The organism is Pseudomonas sp. FDAARGOS_380 (genome assembly GCF_002591235.1).
In the GTDB taxonomy this organism is placed as follows: Bacteria; Pseudomonadota; Gammaproteobacteria; order Pseudomonadales; family Pseudomonadaceae; genus Aquipseudomonas; species Aquipseudomonas salmasensis.
The window spans coordinates 2,234,190-2,250,729 of sequence record NZ_CP023969.1 but is presented as its reverse complement, the minus strand read 5'-3'; the positions used below and the strand labels follow the sequence as shown (position 1 = coordinate 2,250,729).

14 protein-coding genes are annotated in these 16,540 nt (G+C 61.5%); 5 read left to right on the top strand and 9 right to left on the bottom strand.

The annotated features are described in order from the left end of the window. Positions 1-148: 148 nt before the first annotated feature. Complete coding sequence (locus CRN80_RS10560; RefSeq protein WP_098950107.1) at positions 149-1,012, bottom strand: LysR family transcriptional regulator; 864 nt, start codon at positions 1,010-1,012, stop codon at positions 149-151. Between the two features lie 16 nt (positions 1,013-1,028). Next, the gene (locus CRN80_RS10555; RefSeq protein WP_098950106.1) at positions 1,029-3,347 is read right to left on the bottom strand and encodes a heavy metal translocating P-type ATPase; all 2,319 of its coding nucleotides are present in this window, start codon (positions 3,345-3,347) and stop codon (positions 1,029-1,031) included. A gap of 85 nt (positions 3,348-3,432) precedes the next feature. Between CRN80_RS10555 and cadR the strand changes: the two genes are divergently transcribed. Continuing rightward, positions 3,433-3,873 (top strand): Cd(II)/Pb(II)-responsive transcriptional regulator, encoded by a 441-nt coding sequence (gene cadR, locus CRN80_RS10550; RefSeq protein WP_003195185.1) that lies wholly within the window; start codon positions 3,433-3,435, stop codon positions 3,871-3,873. Positions 3,874-4,003: 130 nt separating this feature from the next. Here cadR and CRN80_RS10545 read toward each other — a convergent pair whose 3' ends face one another. Both CRN80_RS10545 and lgt read right to left on the bottom strand, forming a co-directional pair. Beyond that, positions 4,004-4,837: a thymidylate synthase gene (locus CRN80_RS10545; RefSeq protein ID WP_014720362.1), complete on the bottom strand. Its 834-nt coding sequence runs from the start codon at positions 4,835-4,837 to the stop codon at positions 4,004-4,006. A 51-nt stretch (positions 4,838-4,888) separates the two neighbouring features. Beyond that, positions 4,889-5,701, bottom strand: coding sequence for a prolipoprotein diacylglyceryl transferase (gene lgt, locus CRN80_RS10540; protein WP_003195189.1), 813 nt, complete (start codon positions 5,699-5,701; stop codon positions 4,889-4,891). A gap of 216 nt (positions 5,702-5,917) precedes the next feature. Between lgt and CRN80_RS10535 the strand changes: the two genes are divergently transcribed. After that, positions 5,918-6,664: an NRDE family protein gene (locus CRN80_RS10535; RefSeq protein WP_098950105.1), complete on the top strand. Its 747-nt coding sequence runs from the start codon at positions 5,918-5,920 to the stop codon at positions 6,662-6,664. A 98-nt stretch (positions 6,665-6,762) separates the two neighbouring features. Here the strand turns inward: CRN80_RS10535 and ptsP are convergent, their stop codons facing one another. Both ptsP and CRN80_RS10525 read right to left on the bottom strand, forming a co-directional pair. Continuing rightward, positions 6,763-9,042, bottom strand: a complete 2,280-nt coding sequence (ptsP, locus tag CRN80_RS10530; protein ID WP_003195193.1) for a phosphoenolpyruvate--protein phosphotransferase — start codon at positions 9,040-9,042, stop codon at positions 6,763-6,765. Positions 9,043-9,064: 22 nt separating this feature from the next. Beyond that, complete coding sequence (locus tag CRN80_RS10525; protein WP_003176750.1) at positions 9,065-9,544, bottom strand: RNA pyrophosphohydrolase; 480 nt, start codon at positions 9,542-9,544, stop codon at positions 9,065-9,067. A gap of 143 nt (positions 9,545-9,687) precedes the next feature. On the opposite strand from CRN80_RS10525, the gene CRN80_RS10520 reads away from it, so the two are divergent. Next, on the top strand, positions 9,688-10,344 hold the full coding sequence (locus CRN80_RS10520) for an HAD family phosphatase (RefSeq protein WP_098950104.1): 657 nt from the start codon (positions 9,688-9,690) through the stop codon (positions 10,342-10,344). A gap of 116 nt (positions 10,345-10,460) precedes the next feature. Here CRN80_RS10520 and CRN80_RS10515 read toward each other — a convergent pair whose 3' ends face one another. Next, positions 10,461-10,874, bottom strand: a complete 414-nt coding sequence (locus CRN80_RS10515) for a DUF2269 family protein (protein ID WP_014720366.1) — start codon at positions 10,872-10,874, stop codon at positions 10,461-10,463. A gap of 40 nt (positions 10,875-10,914) precedes the next feature. Then, a complete protein-coding gene (gene ilvA, locus CRN80_RS10510; RefSeq protein ID WP_098950103.1) occupies positions 10,915-12,429 on the bottom strand; it encodes a threonine ammonia-lyase, biosynthetic in 1,515 nt (504 codons plus the stop codon). Positions 12,430-12,567: 138 nt separating this feature from the next. Between ilvA and rpiA the strand changes: the two genes are divergently transcribed. Further along, positions 12,568-13,239: a ribose-5-phosphate isomerase RpiA gene (gene rpiA, locus CRN80_RS10505; RefSeq protein WP_003195201.1), complete on the top strand. Its 672-nt coding sequence runs from the start codon at positions 12,568-12,570 to the stop codon at positions 13,237-13,239. A 348-nt stretch (positions 13,240-13,587) separates the two neighbouring features. After that, positions 13,588-15,534 (top strand): autotransporter domain-containing protein, encoded by a 1,947-nt coding sequence (locus CRN80_RS10500; protein WP_098950102.1) that lies wholly within the window; start codon positions 13,588-13,590, stop codon positions 15,532-15,534. Here CRN80_RS10500 and CRN80_RS10495 read toward each other — a convergent pair whose 3' ends face one another. Then, positions 15,535-16,443 (bottom strand): SdiA-regulated domain-containing protein, encoded by a 909-nt coding sequence (locus CRN80_RS10495; RefSeq protein WP_098950101.1) that lies wholly within the window; start codon positions 16,441-16,443, stop codon positions 15,535-15,537. It abuts the gene before it with no gap. Positions 16,444-16,540 lie beyond the last annotated feature (97 nt).

The window sequence follows — 16,540 nt, the reverse complement described above, 5'->3', positions numbered from 1 at the left end:
TGTGTAGGACTCATGGTAATGAGTTGCCTGGTCTACCGCCTTCGCGAGCAAGCCCGCTCCCACAGGTTGACCGCATTCTCATGTGGGAACGCGATCAAATGTGGGAGCGGGCTTGCTCGCGAAGAGGCCCTCAAAGCCAGCGAAAAATTCAGAGGGGTGACATTTCCTGAGCCAAGCCAAGGAACGCCGCCGGCAACCGGGCGTTTTTTCTTTCCTTGAGGCAATACAGATACTCCGGAATCTGCGGCGCATTCTCGATGGTCAGCACGCGCAATTGCGGGTCATGGGGCACTTCCTGGCGGGCGATGATGCTGATGCCGATATTGCGCAGTACCGCCTCGCGAATCGACTCACGGCTGCCAATCTCCAGCAACGGCCCGTACCCCACGCCGGCGTTCTTCAACATCTCTTCCGTCAGCCGGCGGGTGGTGGAGCCCGCTTCACGCATCAGCAAGGTATGCCCGATAAGCGCGCTCAACGGTACATGATCAAGCTTGGCCAACGGGTGATTGCGGTGCACCGCCAGCACCAGCGGGTCCGTGCCCAGCACGCGGCGGATCAGCCGGGCATCTTCCAGCAATTGTGATGAGGCCGCGACATCGACGCGGTAATCGTCCAACGCCTCAAGCACCTGCTGGGAGTTGCCGATTTCCACCGACACGTCCACCTGGGGCAGGCGCTCGCGAAAGGCTTTGACCAGATCGAGGATGTAATACGGCGCCGTCGCGGCAATCCTCAACGCGCCCTGGACCTGGCCGTTGTTGCGCAGGAAAAACTCGATATCCGCTTCCTGCTGCAACAGCGCCTTGACCATCGGCAATAGCCGCGCGCCTTCGTCGCTGACGGTGAGACGGCGGCCGCCCCGGTAGAACAATTCGACGCCGTATTGGCTTTCCAGGTTGCGAATCTGGGTGGTCACCGTGGGCTGGCTCAGGCCGAGTTTCTTCGCCGCCTGGGTAATGCTGCCCAGGCGGGCGACCATGAAAAACGCCTTTAACTCAGCACTCAGCACACCACCCTCTCATCCGCTATTTGCGCACCAGGCGCAGGCCATTGAACACCACCAGCAGGCTCACGCCCATGTCGGCGAAGACCGCCATCCACATGGTCGCCATGCCCATGAACGTGACGGCCAGGAAGATCGCCTTGATCACCAGCGCCAGGGCGATGTTCTGCTTGAGGATACTCGACGTTTGCCGCGACAACCGAATGAAAGCCGGAATCTTGCGCAAATCATCGTCCATCAGCGCCACGTCGGCGGTCTCGATGGCGGTGTCGGTGCCCGCTGCGGCCATGGCAAAGCCGATCTCGGCACGGGCCAGGGCCGGGGCGTCGTTGATGCCGTCACCGACCATACCCACCCGATGGCCCTGGCCGTAGAGGGTTTCGATGGCTTGCAGTTTGTCGGTGGGCAACAGGTCGCCCTGAGCCTGGTCGATACCGACCTGGGCCGCAATGGCCTGGGCAGTGTGGGTGTTGTCGCCGGTGAGCATCAGGGTCTTGATGCCCAGGTCGTGCAATTGCTGGATGGCTTCGCGGCTGCTCTCCTTGACCGTGTCGGCCACGGCAAACAGCGCGAGCGGGCCGGACTTGTCCAGCAGCAACACCACGGACTTGCCTTGTTTTTCCAGGGCGAAGAGTTTTTCTTCAAGAGCCTCGGAACACAGGCCGAGGTCTTCCACCAGGCGGTGGTTACCCAGGTGATAGGTCTGGCCGTTGATATCACCCCGCACACCGCGCCCGGCCAGGGCTTCGAAGTTATCCACAGCGTGAGTCGACAGGTTTTTATCCACAGCCGCGTTGGCAATGGCCAGGGACACCGGGTGGTCAGAGCGCGATGCCAAGCTGGCAGCCAGGGCCGGCGCGCTGTCTTCGATATTCGGGAACAGCGGCAGATAGTCGGTTTGCACCGGTTTGCCATGGGTGATGGTGCCGGTTTTGTCGAGGGCCAGGTAATCGAGCTTGTAGCCGCCCTCCAGGTATACGCCGCCCTTGATCAGGATGCCTTTGCGCGCTGCCGCCGCCAGGCCGCTGACAATGGTCACCGGGGTGGAGATCACCAAGGCACAAGGGCAGGCCACTACCAGCAACACGAGGGCGCGGTAGATCCAGTCAAACCACACGCCCGCCATGAACAGCGGCGGAATCACCGCCACACCGAGGGCAAACAGGAAGACGGCCGGGGTGTAGACCTTGGAGAAGCTGTCGACAAACCGCTGGGTCGGTGCGCGTGCGCCTTGAGCCTGCTCCACGGCGTGGATGATTCGCGCCAGGGTCGAATTGTTCGCCGCTGCGGTGACCTTGTACTCCAGGGAACCGGCCTGGTTGATGGTGCCGGCAAAGACTTTATCGCCCACGGTTTTCTCAATCGGCAGGCTTTCCCCGGTGATCGGTGCCTGGTCGATGGTGGACTGGCCGGCCGTGACCTCACCGTCAAGGCCGATGCGCTCGCCGGGCTTTACCCGCACAATCGCGCCAAGATCAATGCTTTTGACCTCTTGTTCCAGCCAGGAACCGTCGGCCTGGCGCACCGTGGCCTGTTCGGGGGTCATCTGCATCAGGCCGCTGATGGCGTTGCGCGCCCGGTCCAGGGATTTGGCCTCGATCAACTCGGCCACGGTGAACAGGAACATCACCATTGCCGCTTCCGGCCACTGGCCAATCAGGATCGCGCCCGTCACCGCGATGCTCATCAAGGCGTTGATATTGAGGTTGAAGTTCTTCAGGGCAATCCAGCCCTTCTTGTAGGTGGTAAGGCCGCCGCTGAGGATCGACACCAATGCCACCAGCGCAATCACCCAGGTGGGTGCCACGCCGGTAAAGTGCAGCACTTCGGCCCCCAGGGCGCCCACGCCCGACACCGCCAACGGCCACCAATGCTTCTTGGCAGGCGGCGCGGCGGCGGGGCTGCCTTCTTCGATAGGGTCGGCCTGCATGCCGATGGACTTGATTGCCTCAATGATCGGCGCAGTGTTCGGCAGGTCATGGGTGACGCCGAGGATGCGGTTGATCAGGTTGAATTCCAGTTGCTGCACGCCGGCGAGCTTGCCCAGTTTGTTCTGGATCAGCGTCTGCTCGGTGGGGCAGTCCATGGCTTCGATGCGGAAGGTGCTCAGGCGCGAGCCGGCGGTGGGCGCCTCGCTCAGGGTCACGATGGCAGGCCCGGCAGCGCCAGAGCAGCAGGAGCCGGAATGGCCGTGGTTATCCACAGGCGTGAGTTTGGCGGGCCCATGGTCATGTTTATGATCATGGCCGTGGTCATGAGCGTGATCGTGATCGTGATCGTGATCGTGATCGTGATCATGCTTGTGGTCGTGCTTGTGCGGGGTATGAATGGAGTGGCTCATCAGGTCGCGTCCGTAAAGGTGCCTGTTGCCAAGTAAAGACCCTGTAGCCACTATAGGGTCAAGCACCCATTTGGAGATTGCTGCGATGAAGATCGGCGAACTGGCCAAACTCACCGATTGCCCGGTGGAAACCATCCGTTATTACGAGAAGGAAAACCTGCTGCCGCCCCCGGCCCGCACCGACGGCAACTATCGCGTGTACACCCAGGCGCACACCGAGCGGCTGACCTTTATCCGCAACTGCCGCAGCCTGGACATGACCCTCGAAGAGATCCGCAGCCTGCTGGGGCTGCGCGACAGCCCCCAGGACCAGTGCGAAAGCGTGAATGCGTTGATCGACGAGCATATCCACCATGTGAAAGCGCGGATCGACGGGTTGTTGGCCTTGCAGGAGCAACTGCTGGACCTGCGCCAACGTTGCGGCGGTGGGAACCAGTGCGGGATCTTGCAGCAGTTGGAAGTCAGCGGCGGGATTGCGGCCAGCGAGGCCGAGCCTTCGCATGTGGGCAGAAGCCACGGCCACTAACTCAAGCGAACACCGAACCCATGTGGGAGCTGGCTTGCCTGCGATAGCGGTGTGCCAGCAACATTGATGTCGCCTGACACTGCGCTATCGTAGGCAAGCCAGCTCCCACAGTTTCTGACCGCAACAGGCTTTAGATAGCCACGTCGGCCTTGATGCTTGGGTCGGCGTCGTAGCCCACGATTTCAAAGTCTTCGAACTTGTAGTCGTAGATCGACGCAGGCTTACGCTTGATCACCAGTTCCGGCAGTTTTTTCGGCGTACGCGCCAACTGGGTCTGGATCTGTTCCATGTGGTTGCTGTAGGCGTGGGTGTCGCCGGTGGTGACGATGATCTCGTGGGGGATCAGGTCGCATTGCTGGGCCAGCATGTGGGTCAGCAACGCCAGCGCGGCGGTGTTGTACGGCAGGCCCAGGAACACGTCGGAGCTGCGGATATACAACTGCATCGACAGATGGCCGTCATGCACGAACGCCTGGTACAGCAAATGGCACGGCGGCAGGGCTTGCTTGCCGTTACGCGCGTTTTCCTGCGGGCTCTGGGTTTCGTCCGGCAGGTACTCGACGTTCCAGCCATGGAACAGGATGCGCCGGCTGTTGGGGTTGGTCTTGAGCGTGTGCACCATGTAGTCGATCTGGTTGATCGTGCCGCCGTCCTTGGTCGGCCAGGCGGTCCACTGCTCGCCGTACACCGGGCCCAGGTCGCCGTCTTCGGTGGCCCATTCGTCCCAGATCTTCACGCCATTTTCGTTGAGCCACTTGATGTTGGTGTTGCCGCTCAACATCCAGATCAGTTCGTTGGCGATGCTTTTGAAGTGCAGCTTCTTGGTGGTCAGCAGCGGGAAGCCGTCGGCCAGGTTATGCCGATACTGACGCGCAAACACAGCCTTGGTGCCGGTGCCCGTGCGGTCGCCCTTGGTCAGGCCATTGGTCACGACGTCCTGCAGCAGTTCGAGATATTGCTTCATGTTTTTACCCGTATCGTTGAAGCCAAGACCTCCTGGTCTTGGCATTCGAATTTAAAGCGCGGCGTTCTTCAGCGGCTGCGGGCGATTGTACGCCCACCACAGCATGCCCAGGCCCGCCAGGATCATCGGCAGGCTAAGCACCTGACCCATGGTCAGCCAGCCCCACGCCAGGTAGCCCAACTGCGCATCCGGCACCCGTACGAATTCGACGATAAAGCGGAAAATCCCGTAGAACAGCGCGAACATGCCCGACACGGCCATGGTTGGGCGTGGCTTGCGCGAGAATATGTAGAGGATAAGGAACAGTGCCACACCTTCCAACGCGAACTGGTACAGCTGCGACGGGTGGCGCGGCAGTTGCGCCGGGTCGCTGAACGGCGGGAACACCATCGCCCACGGCACGTCGGTCGGCTTGCCCCACAGCTCGGCGTTGATAAAGTTACCAATGCGCCCGGCGCCCAGGCCGATCGGCACGAAGGGGGCGACGAAGTCCATCAGCTGGAAGAACGACTTGCCATTGCGCCGGCCAAACCACCAGGCGGCGATCATCACGCCGATAAACCCGCCGTGGAACGCCATGCCGCCCTTCCACACTTCAAAGATCAGGGTCGGGTTGGCGAGATACGCAGACAGGTCGTAGAACAGCACATACCCCAGGCGCCCGCCGACGATCACGCCCATCGACATCCAGAACACCATGTCGGAGAGCTTCTCCTTGGTCCAGGTCGGGTCGAAACGGTTCAGGCGCCGGGAAGCCAGCAGCCAGGCACCGCCGATGCCGATCAGGTACATCAACCCGTACCAATGGATTTTCAGCGGACCGATGGCCAGGGCCACCGGGTCGATCTGCGGGTAAGGCAGCATTGCGACTCCTCGTTAAAACATTTAGTCATGACGCACCGGACCATGCCGATGTGCGATTAAGCCTGCGTTACAGCTGCGAGATCAAATTAAGAAGTTCACATACACACCAAACAGCCCGGCATGTTAACGGATCAGAGGTGCGCGGCCCAACTTCGAGACGATGGAACACCTGCGCGTCTGTGGGTAGAGTGGCAAAAACACAAAAGGGGTCACCCGATGTGCCTGATTGTTTTCGCCTGGCGACCGGGCCATGCCCAGCCGTTGATCGTCGCGGCCAACCGCGATGAGTTCTACGCCCGCCCCAGCCTGCCCTTGGCCCAGTGGGCGGATGCGCCCCGGGTCTACGCCGGTCGCGATCAGGAGGCCGGGGGCACCTGGCTGGGGGTGAACGCGGATGGGCGCTTTGCCGCCTTGACCAACATCCGCGACCCGCACCAGCCACCGGCACGCAAGTCTCGCGGCGAACTGGTTGCGCGGTTTCTCAGTGGTTCGCTGCCAATTGACGATTATTTGGCCGATGTGAATGGACGCTCGATTGAATACGCCGGGTTCAACCTGCTGGTGGGCACGCGGGATGAGCTGTGGCACTACAACGCCAAGGACACCGAACCGACGCGGTTGAAGGCTGGGGTGTATGGGTTATCCAATGCCGGGCTGGATACGCCCTGGCCGAAGTTGCTAAAGGCCAAGGCGGCGTTCCGCGCAGTGCTGGAGAACCCAGAGCCTAAGGCCCTGCTGCGGATTCTGAGCGACCCGCAGATCGCGCCGTTTGCTGAGCTGCCGGACACCGGCGTAGGCCTGGCGACAGAAAGCCTGCTGTCGAGCGTGTTTATCGCCAGCCCCAGTTACGGGACACGGGCGAGCACGGCGTTGATTGTGAATGCCGATGGGACACGAAGGATGCTGGAGCGTAGCTTTGGCCCGCACGGTGGGCGGCTGGGTGAGGTCGAACTGGAAATCTGACGGCGCTTGGGCTGACGTCATCGCAGGCAAGCCAGCTCCCACATTTGGAATGCGGTTCCCTGTGGGAGCTGGCTTGCCTGCGATGAAGGCGCCTCGGTTTAGAGGGTTTTGGCCGAGGCCGGGTTGATCATCCGGGTCAACCCCAGGTTCTTCAACGCCAGTTGCAGCGAGCTGTGGATAACTTGCGGGTTGTCGATGGTCATCAACTCGGCGAGCAAATCCTTGGCCCTGCTCAACTCCACCTGGCGCAGCATCCACTTCACTTTCGGCAAGTTGGTGGCGTTCATCGACAGGCTGTCAAAACCCATCGCCATCAACAGCACCGCCGCCGCCGGGTCGCCGGCCATTTCGCCGCAGATACTCACCGGTTTGCCTTCGGCATGGGCGTCGCGCACCACGTGTTGCAGCGCTTGCAGCACCGCCGGGTGCAGGTAGTCGTAAAGGTCGGCCACCCGTGGGTTGTTACGGTCCACGGCCAGCAGGTACTGGGTCAGGTCGTTGGAGCCTACCGACAGGAAGTCCACCTGCCGCGCCAGTTCCTTGGCCTGGTACACCGCCGCCGGGATTTCGATCATCACGCCAATCGGCGGCATCGGCACATCGGCGCCTTCGTCGCGCACTTCGCCCCAGGCACGGTGGATCAGGTGCAGGGCTTCTTCCAGCTCATGGGTGCCGGAGATCATCGGCAGCAGGATGCGCAGGTTGTTCAAACCCTCGCTGGCCTTGAGCATGGCGCGGGTCTGGACGAGGAAGATTTCGGGATGGTCGAGGGTAACGCGAATACCGCGCCAGCCAAGGAAGGGGTTGTCTTCCTTGATGGGGAAATAGGACAGTGACTTATCGCCGCCAATATCCAGGCTGCGCATCGTCACCGGTAACGGGTGGAAGGCTTGCAGTTGCTCGCGATAAATCGCCAGCTGCTCCTTCTCGCTCGGGAAACGCTGGTTGATCATGAACGGCACTTCGGTGCGGTACAGCCCCACCCCTTCGGCGCCGCGCTGTTGCGCACGGGCTACATCCGCCAGCAGGCCGGTGTTGACCAGCAGCGGTACCCGGTGGCCATCGGGGGTGACACACGGCAGCTCGCGTAGCGAATCCAGGCCCTGGGCCAGTTGCTTCTCTTCTTCCACCACCTCGGCGTATTGCTTGCGCAGCACGTCGCTGGGGTTGGTGAACACTTCGCCGCGATGCCCGTCGACGATCATGTCGATGCCATCGACCTTGGAATACGGCAGGTCCACCAGGCCCATCACCGTCGGGATGCCCATGGCCCGGGCCAGGATCGCCACGTGGGAGTTACCCGAACCCAATACCGATACCAGGCCCACCAGCTTGCCTTCAGGCACTTCGCCAAGCTGGGTGGCGGTCAATTCTTCACTGACCAAGATGGTGTTATCGGGGAAGACCATGTTGGTGCTGCGGTCTTCCTGCAGGTACGCCAACAGGCGGCGACCCAGGTCGCGCACATCCGATGCCCGCTCGCGCAGGTAGGCGTCGTCCATCATTTCGAAACGGTTGACGTGATCGGTGACCACCTGGCGCAACGCGCCCTGGGCCCACTGGCCAGTCTTGATCACGGTCTTGACTTCGTTACCCAGGGACGCGTCGTCGAGCATCATCTGGTACACGTCGAACAGCGCACGCTCTTCGGGGCGCAACTGGGTGGCCAGCTTGGTCGACAGGTTGCGCATGTCGGCGCGCACGCCTTCCAGGGCGGTCTTGAACAGTTTGATCTCGGCGTCGATGTCACTGACGCTCTTGTCCGGCACCACATCGAGGTCGGCGGGCGGCAGCATGACCACCGCGGTACCCACCGCGGCGCCTGGCGAACCCGGTACGCCGACGAACTTGGCTTCCTGGATACCCTTGCCCTGGCGTCCCAGGCCGCGAATCGAGCCGGTCGCTTCGGCGTGGGCGATAACCCCGGCCAGTTGCGCGCTCATGGTCACCAGGAAGGCTTCTTCGCCTTCGTCGAACTGGCGACGCTCTTTTTGCTGGATGACCAACACGCCGACAACGCGGCGGTGGTGAATGATCGGTGCGCCAAGGAACGAGGCGTAGCGCTCTTCACCGGTTTCGGCAAAGTAGCGATAACGCGGGTGATCGGCCGCGTTCTCGAGGTTAAGGGGTTCTTCACGCGTCCCCACCAGGCCCACCAGACCTTCATTGGGCGCCATGCTGACCTTGCCGATGGAGCGCTTGTTCAAGCCCTCCGTGGCCATCAGCACAAAACGGTTGGTCTCGGGGTCCAGCAGGTAAACCGAGCAGACCTGGCTGCCCATGGCTTCCTTGACGCGCAACACAATAATCCCCAACGCCGCCTTGAGATCCTTGGCGGAGTTAACTTCCTGGACGATCTTGCGCAGCGTATTGAGCATGGCTCGGGGTCGAACTCCGTCGTCAGTCGCGCGCTAAAAGGCGCGGGGCAAGCTCTTTGAGAGCGCGACGATAAACCTCGCGCTTGAATGTCACCACCTGGCCCAACGGATACCAATAGCTGACCCAGCGCCAGCCATCGAACTCCGGTTTACCGGTCAAATCCATTCGCACCCGCTGCTCGTTGGAGATCAGGCGCAAAAGAAACCATTTCTGCTTCTGGCCGATGCACAGCGGTTGGCTGTGGGTACGCACCAGGCGTTGCGGCAAACGATAGCGCAACCAGCCACGGGTACAGGCCAGAATTTGTACATCTTCGCGCTCAAGGCCGACTTCTTCGTTCAACTCACGGTACAAGGCGTCTTCAGGGGTTTCGTCGGGGTTGATTCCACCTTGAGGAAACTGCCAGGCATCTTGGTTGATTCGGCGAGCCCATAGCACCTGTCCGGCATCATTCGTCAGAATAATGCCGACATTAGGACGGAAACCATCGGGGTCGATCACGGCAACAACCTCGCAAACGCATGTCGCCGCATTGTTCCACAAAGGTTGTTCCAGCGGCAACGAGGCTTCTTACCTTATGTGCACTCTTGTGAAAAGACCGTATTCTGGACGCCTTTTTACAGACTTTTCAGCGAGTAACTGCAATGCGCCTGGCTTTATTCGACTTGGACAATACCCTTCTGGGCGGTGACAGCGATCACGCCTGGGGCGATTACCTGTGTGAACGCGGTTTTCTCGACCCGGTGGCCTACAAGGCCCGCAACGATGAGTTCTACCAGGACTACCTGGCCGGCACGCTGGATAACGCCGCCTACTTGAACTTCTGCCTGGAAATCCTCGGCCGCACCGAGATGGCCCAGCTGGACGAGTGGCACAACGACTACATGCGCGACTGCATCGAGCCCATCCTGCTCCCCAAGGCCGTCGAGCTGCTGGCCAAGCACCGCGCCGCCGGCGACAAGCTGGTGATCATCACCGCCACCAACCGCTTCGTCACCGCGCCGATTGCCGAACGCCTGGGCGTCGAAACCCTGATCGCCACCGAGTGCGAAATGGTGGACGGCCGCTACACCGGGCGCAGCACCGACGTGCCGTGCTTTCGCGAGGGCAAGGTGACACGTTTGAACCGTTGGTTGGAAGAAACCGGGCATAGCCTGCAAGACAGCTACTTCTACAGCGACTCGATGAATGATTTGCCGTTGCTGGAGCAGGTGACGCACCCGGTGGCAGTGGATCCGGATCCGAATTTGCGCGCTGAGGCTGAAAAGCGTGACTGGCCGGTGATTACACTGCGCGGCTGACCGGCTTCACCTGTAGGAGCGAGCTTGCTCGCGAAAATCGCCAACGATGACGCGGGCATCCTGAATGAACGCGGCGCCCTTGAGTTTTTCGCGAGCAAGCTCGCTCCTACAGGGAATCAAACAGGCTTGGCACCCATAAGCCCTGCAATCGCCACAAACCCCACCAGGCTGACCACCGCCAGCACCAAGGTGAAATTCAGGCTCCCGCCCTCGCCCTTGCGCAGCCGATTGAGCCGTGCCACCAGCCAGAACCACGCCAGTGCCGCCACGGTGTAGAGGATGCTGGAGCCCAAGATCCAGGTTTGCCCCAATGGCCAGCCGAGCAGGTGCACCAGCCACCAGCCGGTGAACGGCATGCTGACCAGGCAAATGCCCATCAGCAGCCATACAAATGCCCAGGGGCGCTGCACGGTCGCGGCCGGGCCGGCGCTGCGTTTACGCCACGCCAATACCGCCAGGCCCAGGCCGCTGAGCAGCAGCAATACGGTGGCGGTGATGTGGATCACCTTGAGGGTGGTCAGCGTTTCCATGGTCTCTATTCCTTGTAGGCCGCTCAGTCAGCGTAGTCGCTCAACCGAGGAACAGCTGGTAAGCCGGGTTTTCGCTTTCATCCCAGTACGGGTAACCGATTTGCGCCAACGCGGCAGGCACCAGGTGGCGCTCGTCCGCCGGTACTTGCAGCCCGGCAACCACACGGCCGTCTGCCGCGCCGTGGTTGCGGTAGTGGAACATCGAGATGTTCCAGCGCCCGCCGAGCTTGTGGAGGAAGTTGAACAACGCCCCCGGCCGCTCCGGGAATTCGAAGCGAAACACCAGCTCGTCGCTGACTTTGGCCGCATGCCCGCCAACCATATGGCGAATGTGCAACTTGGCCAGTTCGTTCTCGGTAAGGTCCAGCACCGGGAAACCCTGGCTGGTCAGGCTGGCCACCAACGCGCTGCGCGGGTCGTTCTCAGGGTGGGTCTGCACGCCGACGAAGATGTGCGCTTCGCTGCCGGAGTGGTAGCGGTAATTGAATTCGGTGATCTGGCGCTTGCCCACCGCTTCGCAGAAGGCCTTGAAGCTGCCCGGCCGCTCGGGGATGGTCACCGCGATGATGGCTTCACGACCCTCACCCAGTTCGGCGCGCTCGGCCACGTGGCGCAAACGGTCGAAGTTGACGTTGGCGCCCGAGTCGATGGCGACAAAGGTCTGGCCGCTGACGCCACGGGTCTCGACGTACTTTTTGATCCCGGCCACGCCCAGCGCGCCGGCCGGCTCGGTGATGGAGCGGGTATCGTCGTAGATGTCCTTGATCGCCGCACAGATTTCATCGGTGCTGACGGTGATCACTTCATCCACGTAGTCTTTGCAAATGTCGAAGGTGTGCTGGCCGATCTGCGCCACCGCCACGCCGTCGGCGAAGATGCCAACGGTGGGCAATACCACGCGCTCGCCCGCCGCCATGGCAGCTTGCAGGCAGTTGGAGTCGTCCGGTTCCACGCCGATGATCTTGATCTCCGGGCGCAGGTATTTCACATACGCCGCAATCCCGGCGATCAGGCCGCCGCCGCCCACCGGTACGAAAATCGCGTCCAGCGGCCCTGGGTGCTGGCGCAGGATTTCCATCGCCACGGTGCCCTGCCCGGCAATGGTGTGCGGATCATCGTAGGGGTGGATGTAGACGTAGCCTTTTTCGTCGACCAGCTTGAGCGAGTAGGCCAGGGCTTCCGGGAAGGAGTCACCGTGCAGCACCACTTTGCCGCCACGGGAGCGCACGCCTTCGACCTTGATCTCTGGGGTGGTCTTGGGCATCACGATGGTGGCTTTCACCCCCAGCACCCTGGCCGCCAGGGCCAGGCCCTGGGCATGGTTGCCGGCCGACGCGGTGACGACACCGCGCGCACGTTCTTCGGCGCTGAGCTGGGTGAGCTTGTTGTAGGCGCCGCGAATCTTGAACGAGAACACCGGCTGCAAGTCTTCGCGCTTGAGCCAAATCTTGTTACCCAGCCGCTCGGAGAGCTGGCGGGCAGTCTGCAAGGGGGTTTCCACGGCGATGTCGTAAACGCGCGAGGTGAGGATTTTTTTGACGTAGTGTTCAAGCATCGGCAGGCATCTACTTCACGGGTTGGGCAGGGCCAAGGAGTCTAACCCAGCGTTTGGCCGGGCGACCACACGAATCCCGAGGTTTTGTTGGGTTATACTCGCCGCCCTCGTTAATTCCCCGCCCGTTCCGGAGCCCGCATGACCCAGGATCAACTCAAACAGGCAGTGGCCCAGGCCGCTGTCGATTTAATCCTTCCTAAACTCGACGACAAGAGCATCGTCGGTGTCGGCACCGGCTCCACCGCCAACTGCTTTATCGACGCACTGGCCCAGCACAAGGGCGCGTTCGACGGCGCCGTGGCCAGTTCCGAAGCCACCGCTGCCCGCCTCAAGGGCCATGGCATCCCGGTGTACGAGCTCAACACCGTAAGCGACCTGGAGTTCTACGTCGACGGCGCCGATGAAAGCGACGAGCACCTGAACCTGATCAAAGGCGGCGGCGCGGCCCTGACCCGCGAGAAGATTGTCGCGGCCGTGGCCAAGACCTTCATCTGCATCGCCGACGCGAGCAAGCTGGTCCCCGTGCTGGGCACGTTCCCACTGCCGGTGGAAGTCATCCCCATGGCCCGCAGCCACGTGGCCCGCGAGCTGGTGAAACTAGGCGGCGACCCGGTGTACCGCGAAGGCGTGTTGACCGACAACGGCAACATCATCCTCGACGTGTTCAATATGCAGATCACCAACCCGGTGGAGCTGGAGACGCAGATCAACGCCATCGTGGGCGTGGTCACCAACGGCCTGTTCGCCGCGCGCCCGGCGGATGTGTTGCTGCTGGGCACCCCGGAAGGCGTGAAAACCCTCAAGGCCTAAGAACAAACCGGGCTAAATGTGGGAGCGGGCTTGCTCGCGAATGCGGTGTGTCAGTCACTATTTTTGTTACTGACACACCGCATTCGCGAGCAAGCCCGCTCCCACATTTGTTAGGCGCTCGGCGCTAGAGCGATGTAACAAAAACGCTACTTTTCGCAGCACTCCTCGCCAAAACCGTGCGCTCTGTCACGGCATCCCCTGCCCCGCCTGGTATCCAATCGGATACAAATTACAGCCACGCGACCCACGCGTTTAACAATGCGCCAATTCGCAGCCGCCCATGGAATGAGGCGCGCATTGTGCAAAGGGTCTGGGCTTGAACGTCCCCCTCACCTCAAGGAAGACCTTGTGATAAAGCCTCTAGCCCTCGCCATCAGCGTTGCCGGTGCCCTGCTGCCCACCCATAGCCAAGCCTATGATTACGGCCAGCACGCCAACACCACCCTGGAAAAACTGATCAACGACTACCCTGGCCGTTATCGCGGCACGGCCAATTTTGCCGGGGCAGCCGACTGGATGCAGAGCCAGATGGGCAACACCTATAGCCTCAGCCGCCAGGACTTCACCTGGAACAACGGCAGCCGGGCTTCGCAAAACGTGGTGGCCTCTGCCGCTGGCACCAAGCCCCAGTACGTGGTGATTGGCGCGCATTTCGATACGTACTTCGGCCGCCCGACCCTGCAAGGCCTGGATGACAACGGTTCCGGCGCCAGCGTGTTGACTGAGGTGGCGAAGAACCTCGGCGGCCTGTCACTGGAAAATGGCCTGCAAATCGTCGGCTTCGGCGCCGAAGAAGAAGGCCTGCGCGGCTCGCGGGCCTTTGTCGACTCACTCAGCGCCAGCCAGCGCGCCAACATGCTCGCGATGATCAACCTCGACAGCCTGATCACCGGCGACATGATGTACGCCCACGCCGGCCAGAACAGCACCGCCAACCCGGCCTTGGCCTCCCTGCGCGAGCACACCTTCCAGATCGCCAAGGAGTTGAACATCCCCTTGTTCAGCAACCCCGGCCTCGACCCGCAGTACCCGAAGGGCACTGGCTGCTGCAGCGATGGTGAGGCGTTCGAACCGCTGAATATCCCGATCCTTTATATAGAGGCCACCAACTGGGAACTGGGCGACCTGGATGGCTACACCCAGACCGACAACCCGAAAATCCCCGGCGGCTCGACCTGGCACGACCCCACCGAAGACAACAAAGCCGTGCTGACCGATGCATTCGGCCAGGCACGCATCGACCAGCGCCTGCGTGACTATTCACGCCTGCTCAGCCGCCTGGTGCTGGAACTGACCAACGCCGACCTGATGGCCTCGACCGCCTCTGGCGGCGCCGTTGCGCGCAATATGCAAGACAACCTGCAGCGCCAGCATCAGGCCCTGGTGCGTCTGCATGATCGCCGCTGGCTGACCCTGCAAGCGGCCAGCCGCGACGTCGGCAGCTTTGATGGCGAGATCGGCGTGAATGGCGAATACAACCCGGACAGCGGCTTTGACAGCGCCCCCAACCCCGAAGCCCGGCGTCTGGGGCTGCATGCCCTCGGCGACTACCAACTGACTTCAAGCCTGAATATCGGCGCCAGCCTCAGCTACCTCAATGGGCGCGACAAACTGGAGCATCGCGGCAAGCTCGACAGCGACACCTGGCAGGCAGCTGTCTATGCGCTGCTCAACGATGGCGGGCCAAGCTGGCTGGCCGGTGACCTGAGCGTGGGCCACACGCGCTTCGATTCCAAGCGCAACCTGGTCATCCAGGCCAATGGCGGGCCGATCCTGCTCAACCAGCAACTGACGGGCGACACCGATGCTCTGGCGCTGGGCGCACGGGTGCTGGGTGGCTATGACTTTGACTTTGGCGCGATCAAGAGCGGGCCGTTCGCCGGCCTGGACTACAGCCATTACCGCATCGACAAGTTCCACGAAAAACAGAACCTGCGCACAGCCCTGGAATACGAAGAGCAGTCTTTCGACTCCCTGGAAGCCAGCCTCGGCTGGCGCGTGCGCGGCGCGGTTGCCCTGCCCTATGGTCTGAACCTGATGCCCTACGGCGACATCGCCTGGGTCAAGGAATTGGCCGATGGCCGCCTGGACGACCTGCAACTCACTGCACGCGCCGATGGCCAGGCCCGCACCGCCAGGCTGGGCTCAGTGGACAAGAGCTTTGCTCGTGCACAACTGGGCAGCCAACTGGCGATCACCCCACAGTTGGGCGTGTTTGCCGAGGTCAATGGTCGCCTGGGGCATGCTGAAGGCAGCCAGACCGGTTATTCGCTGGGCGTGCAATGGATGTTCTGATCAAGGCTTCTTGAACACGTAAAACAGGTTGGGCTCGCTGACCATGTACAGCGTGCCGTCGTCATCCATGGCGATCCCTTCGGCCTGGGGCACACGCTTGCTCAGGCCATGGCGCCCTTTAAGCAACGACAAACTGCTTAGAGGGCGACCATCGATATCCAGCTCCAAGACCAGAAAAGACTCATCCGACAGCGCCAACAGATGGCCGCTGCGCTCGTCGTATTGCAGGCTCGACAGGTCGCGCACAAACAGCCCGGCATCGCGCTTGGGGTTGTTGATTACGTGCACCGAGTAGGTTTTTTCCGGTTTGAAATGGGGAAACCCATGCACCTCGTAGATCAGCATGGGGTCGCGCTCCTTGGCCACGAACAGGCGCTTGCCCACCGAATCGTAGGCCAACCCTTCAAAGCCCTTGTTGCCGCCGACGTGCACGCCCAGGGTCATTTGCTCCGCATCGGCGGCATCGAGGAACGTGGTGTCGTCATCCACATGCACCTTGATCAAGCGCTGCTGGCGCTCATCGCTGATGACGTAGATGTTGTCGCTGATAAATTCAACCGCTTCGGCATCGCCAAAGCCCACCAGGGGAATACGCCGCAGGATCTTGCCCTCCAGCGACAACTCGACCAGTTCGGCGTTTTTATTGGTGACGGTAAACAGACTTTTGCGCACGGGGTCGTAGGTCAGAGCCGAGACATCATCGTCGAGCCCTTCGATCACCCGGCCTTCGAGGGTGACGCGGTAATCCGCCAAGCCAATGGCACGCTCATCAGCCGGCTGGTACCACACCCGCCAGTTGAACCAGGCGCGTTCGAACAGACGGAACTGCTGTGCAACCAGCCCGGCAGCAACCAAGGCGAGCAACAGCAGGATATAAACAGCAGGTTTGGGGCGGGCAAGTCGACGCATCGGGGCGGGCTCAGAGAAAAAACTGGCGAATAGATATCAAGGTCACCTGAATTTAAACTTAAACGCACCGGACTGTCTGGCGAATGCCGTTTATAAA

Excerpts from the sequence above, each read along its gene's own strand:
- CRN80_RS10555 (WP_098950106.1), bottom strand. The coding sequence starts at position 3,347 with ATGAGCCACTCCATTCATACCCCGCACAAGCACGACCACAAGCATGAT.
- cadR (WP_003195185.1), top strand. The coding sequence starts at position 3,433 with ATGAAGATCGGCGAACTGGCCAAACTCACCGATTGCCCGGTGGAAACC.
- CRN80_RS10545 (WP_014720362.1), bottom strand. The coding sequence starts at position 4,837 with ATGAAGCAATATCTCGAACTGCTGCAGGACGTCGTGACCAATGGCCTG.
- lgt (WP_003195189.1), bottom strand. The coding sequence starts at position 5,701 with ATGCTGCCTTACCCGCAGATCGACCCGGTGGCCCTGGCCATCGGTCCG.
- CRN80_RS10535 (WP_098950105.1), top strand. The coding sequence starts at position 5,918 with ATGTGCCTGATTGTTTTCGCCTGGCGACCGGGCCATGCCCAGCCGTTG.
- ptsP (WP_003195193.1), bottom strand. The coding sequence starts at position 9,042 with ATGCTCAATACGCTGCGCAAGATCGTCCAGGAAGTTAACTCCGCCAAG.
- CRN80_RS10520 (WP_098950104.1), top strand. The coding sequence starts at position 9,688 with ATGCGCCTGGCTTTATTCGACTTGGACAATACCCTTCTGGGCGGTGAC.
- CRN80_RS10515 (WP_014720366.1), bottom strand. The coding sequence starts at position 10,874 with ATGGAAACGCTGACCACCCTCAAGGTGATCCACATCACCGCCACCGTA.
- ilvA (WP_098950103.1), bottom strand. The coding sequence starts at position 12,429 with ATGCTTGAACACTACGTCAAAAAAATCCTCACCTCGCGCGTTTACGAC.
- rpiA (WP_003195201.1), top strand. The coding sequence starts at position 12,568 with ATGACCCAGGATCAACTCAAACAGGCAGTGGCCCAGGCCGCTGTCGAT.
- CRN80_RS10495 (WP_098950101.1), bottom strand. The coding sequence starts at position 16,443 with ATGCGTCGACTTGCCCGCCCCAAACCTGCTGTTTATATCCTGCTGTTG.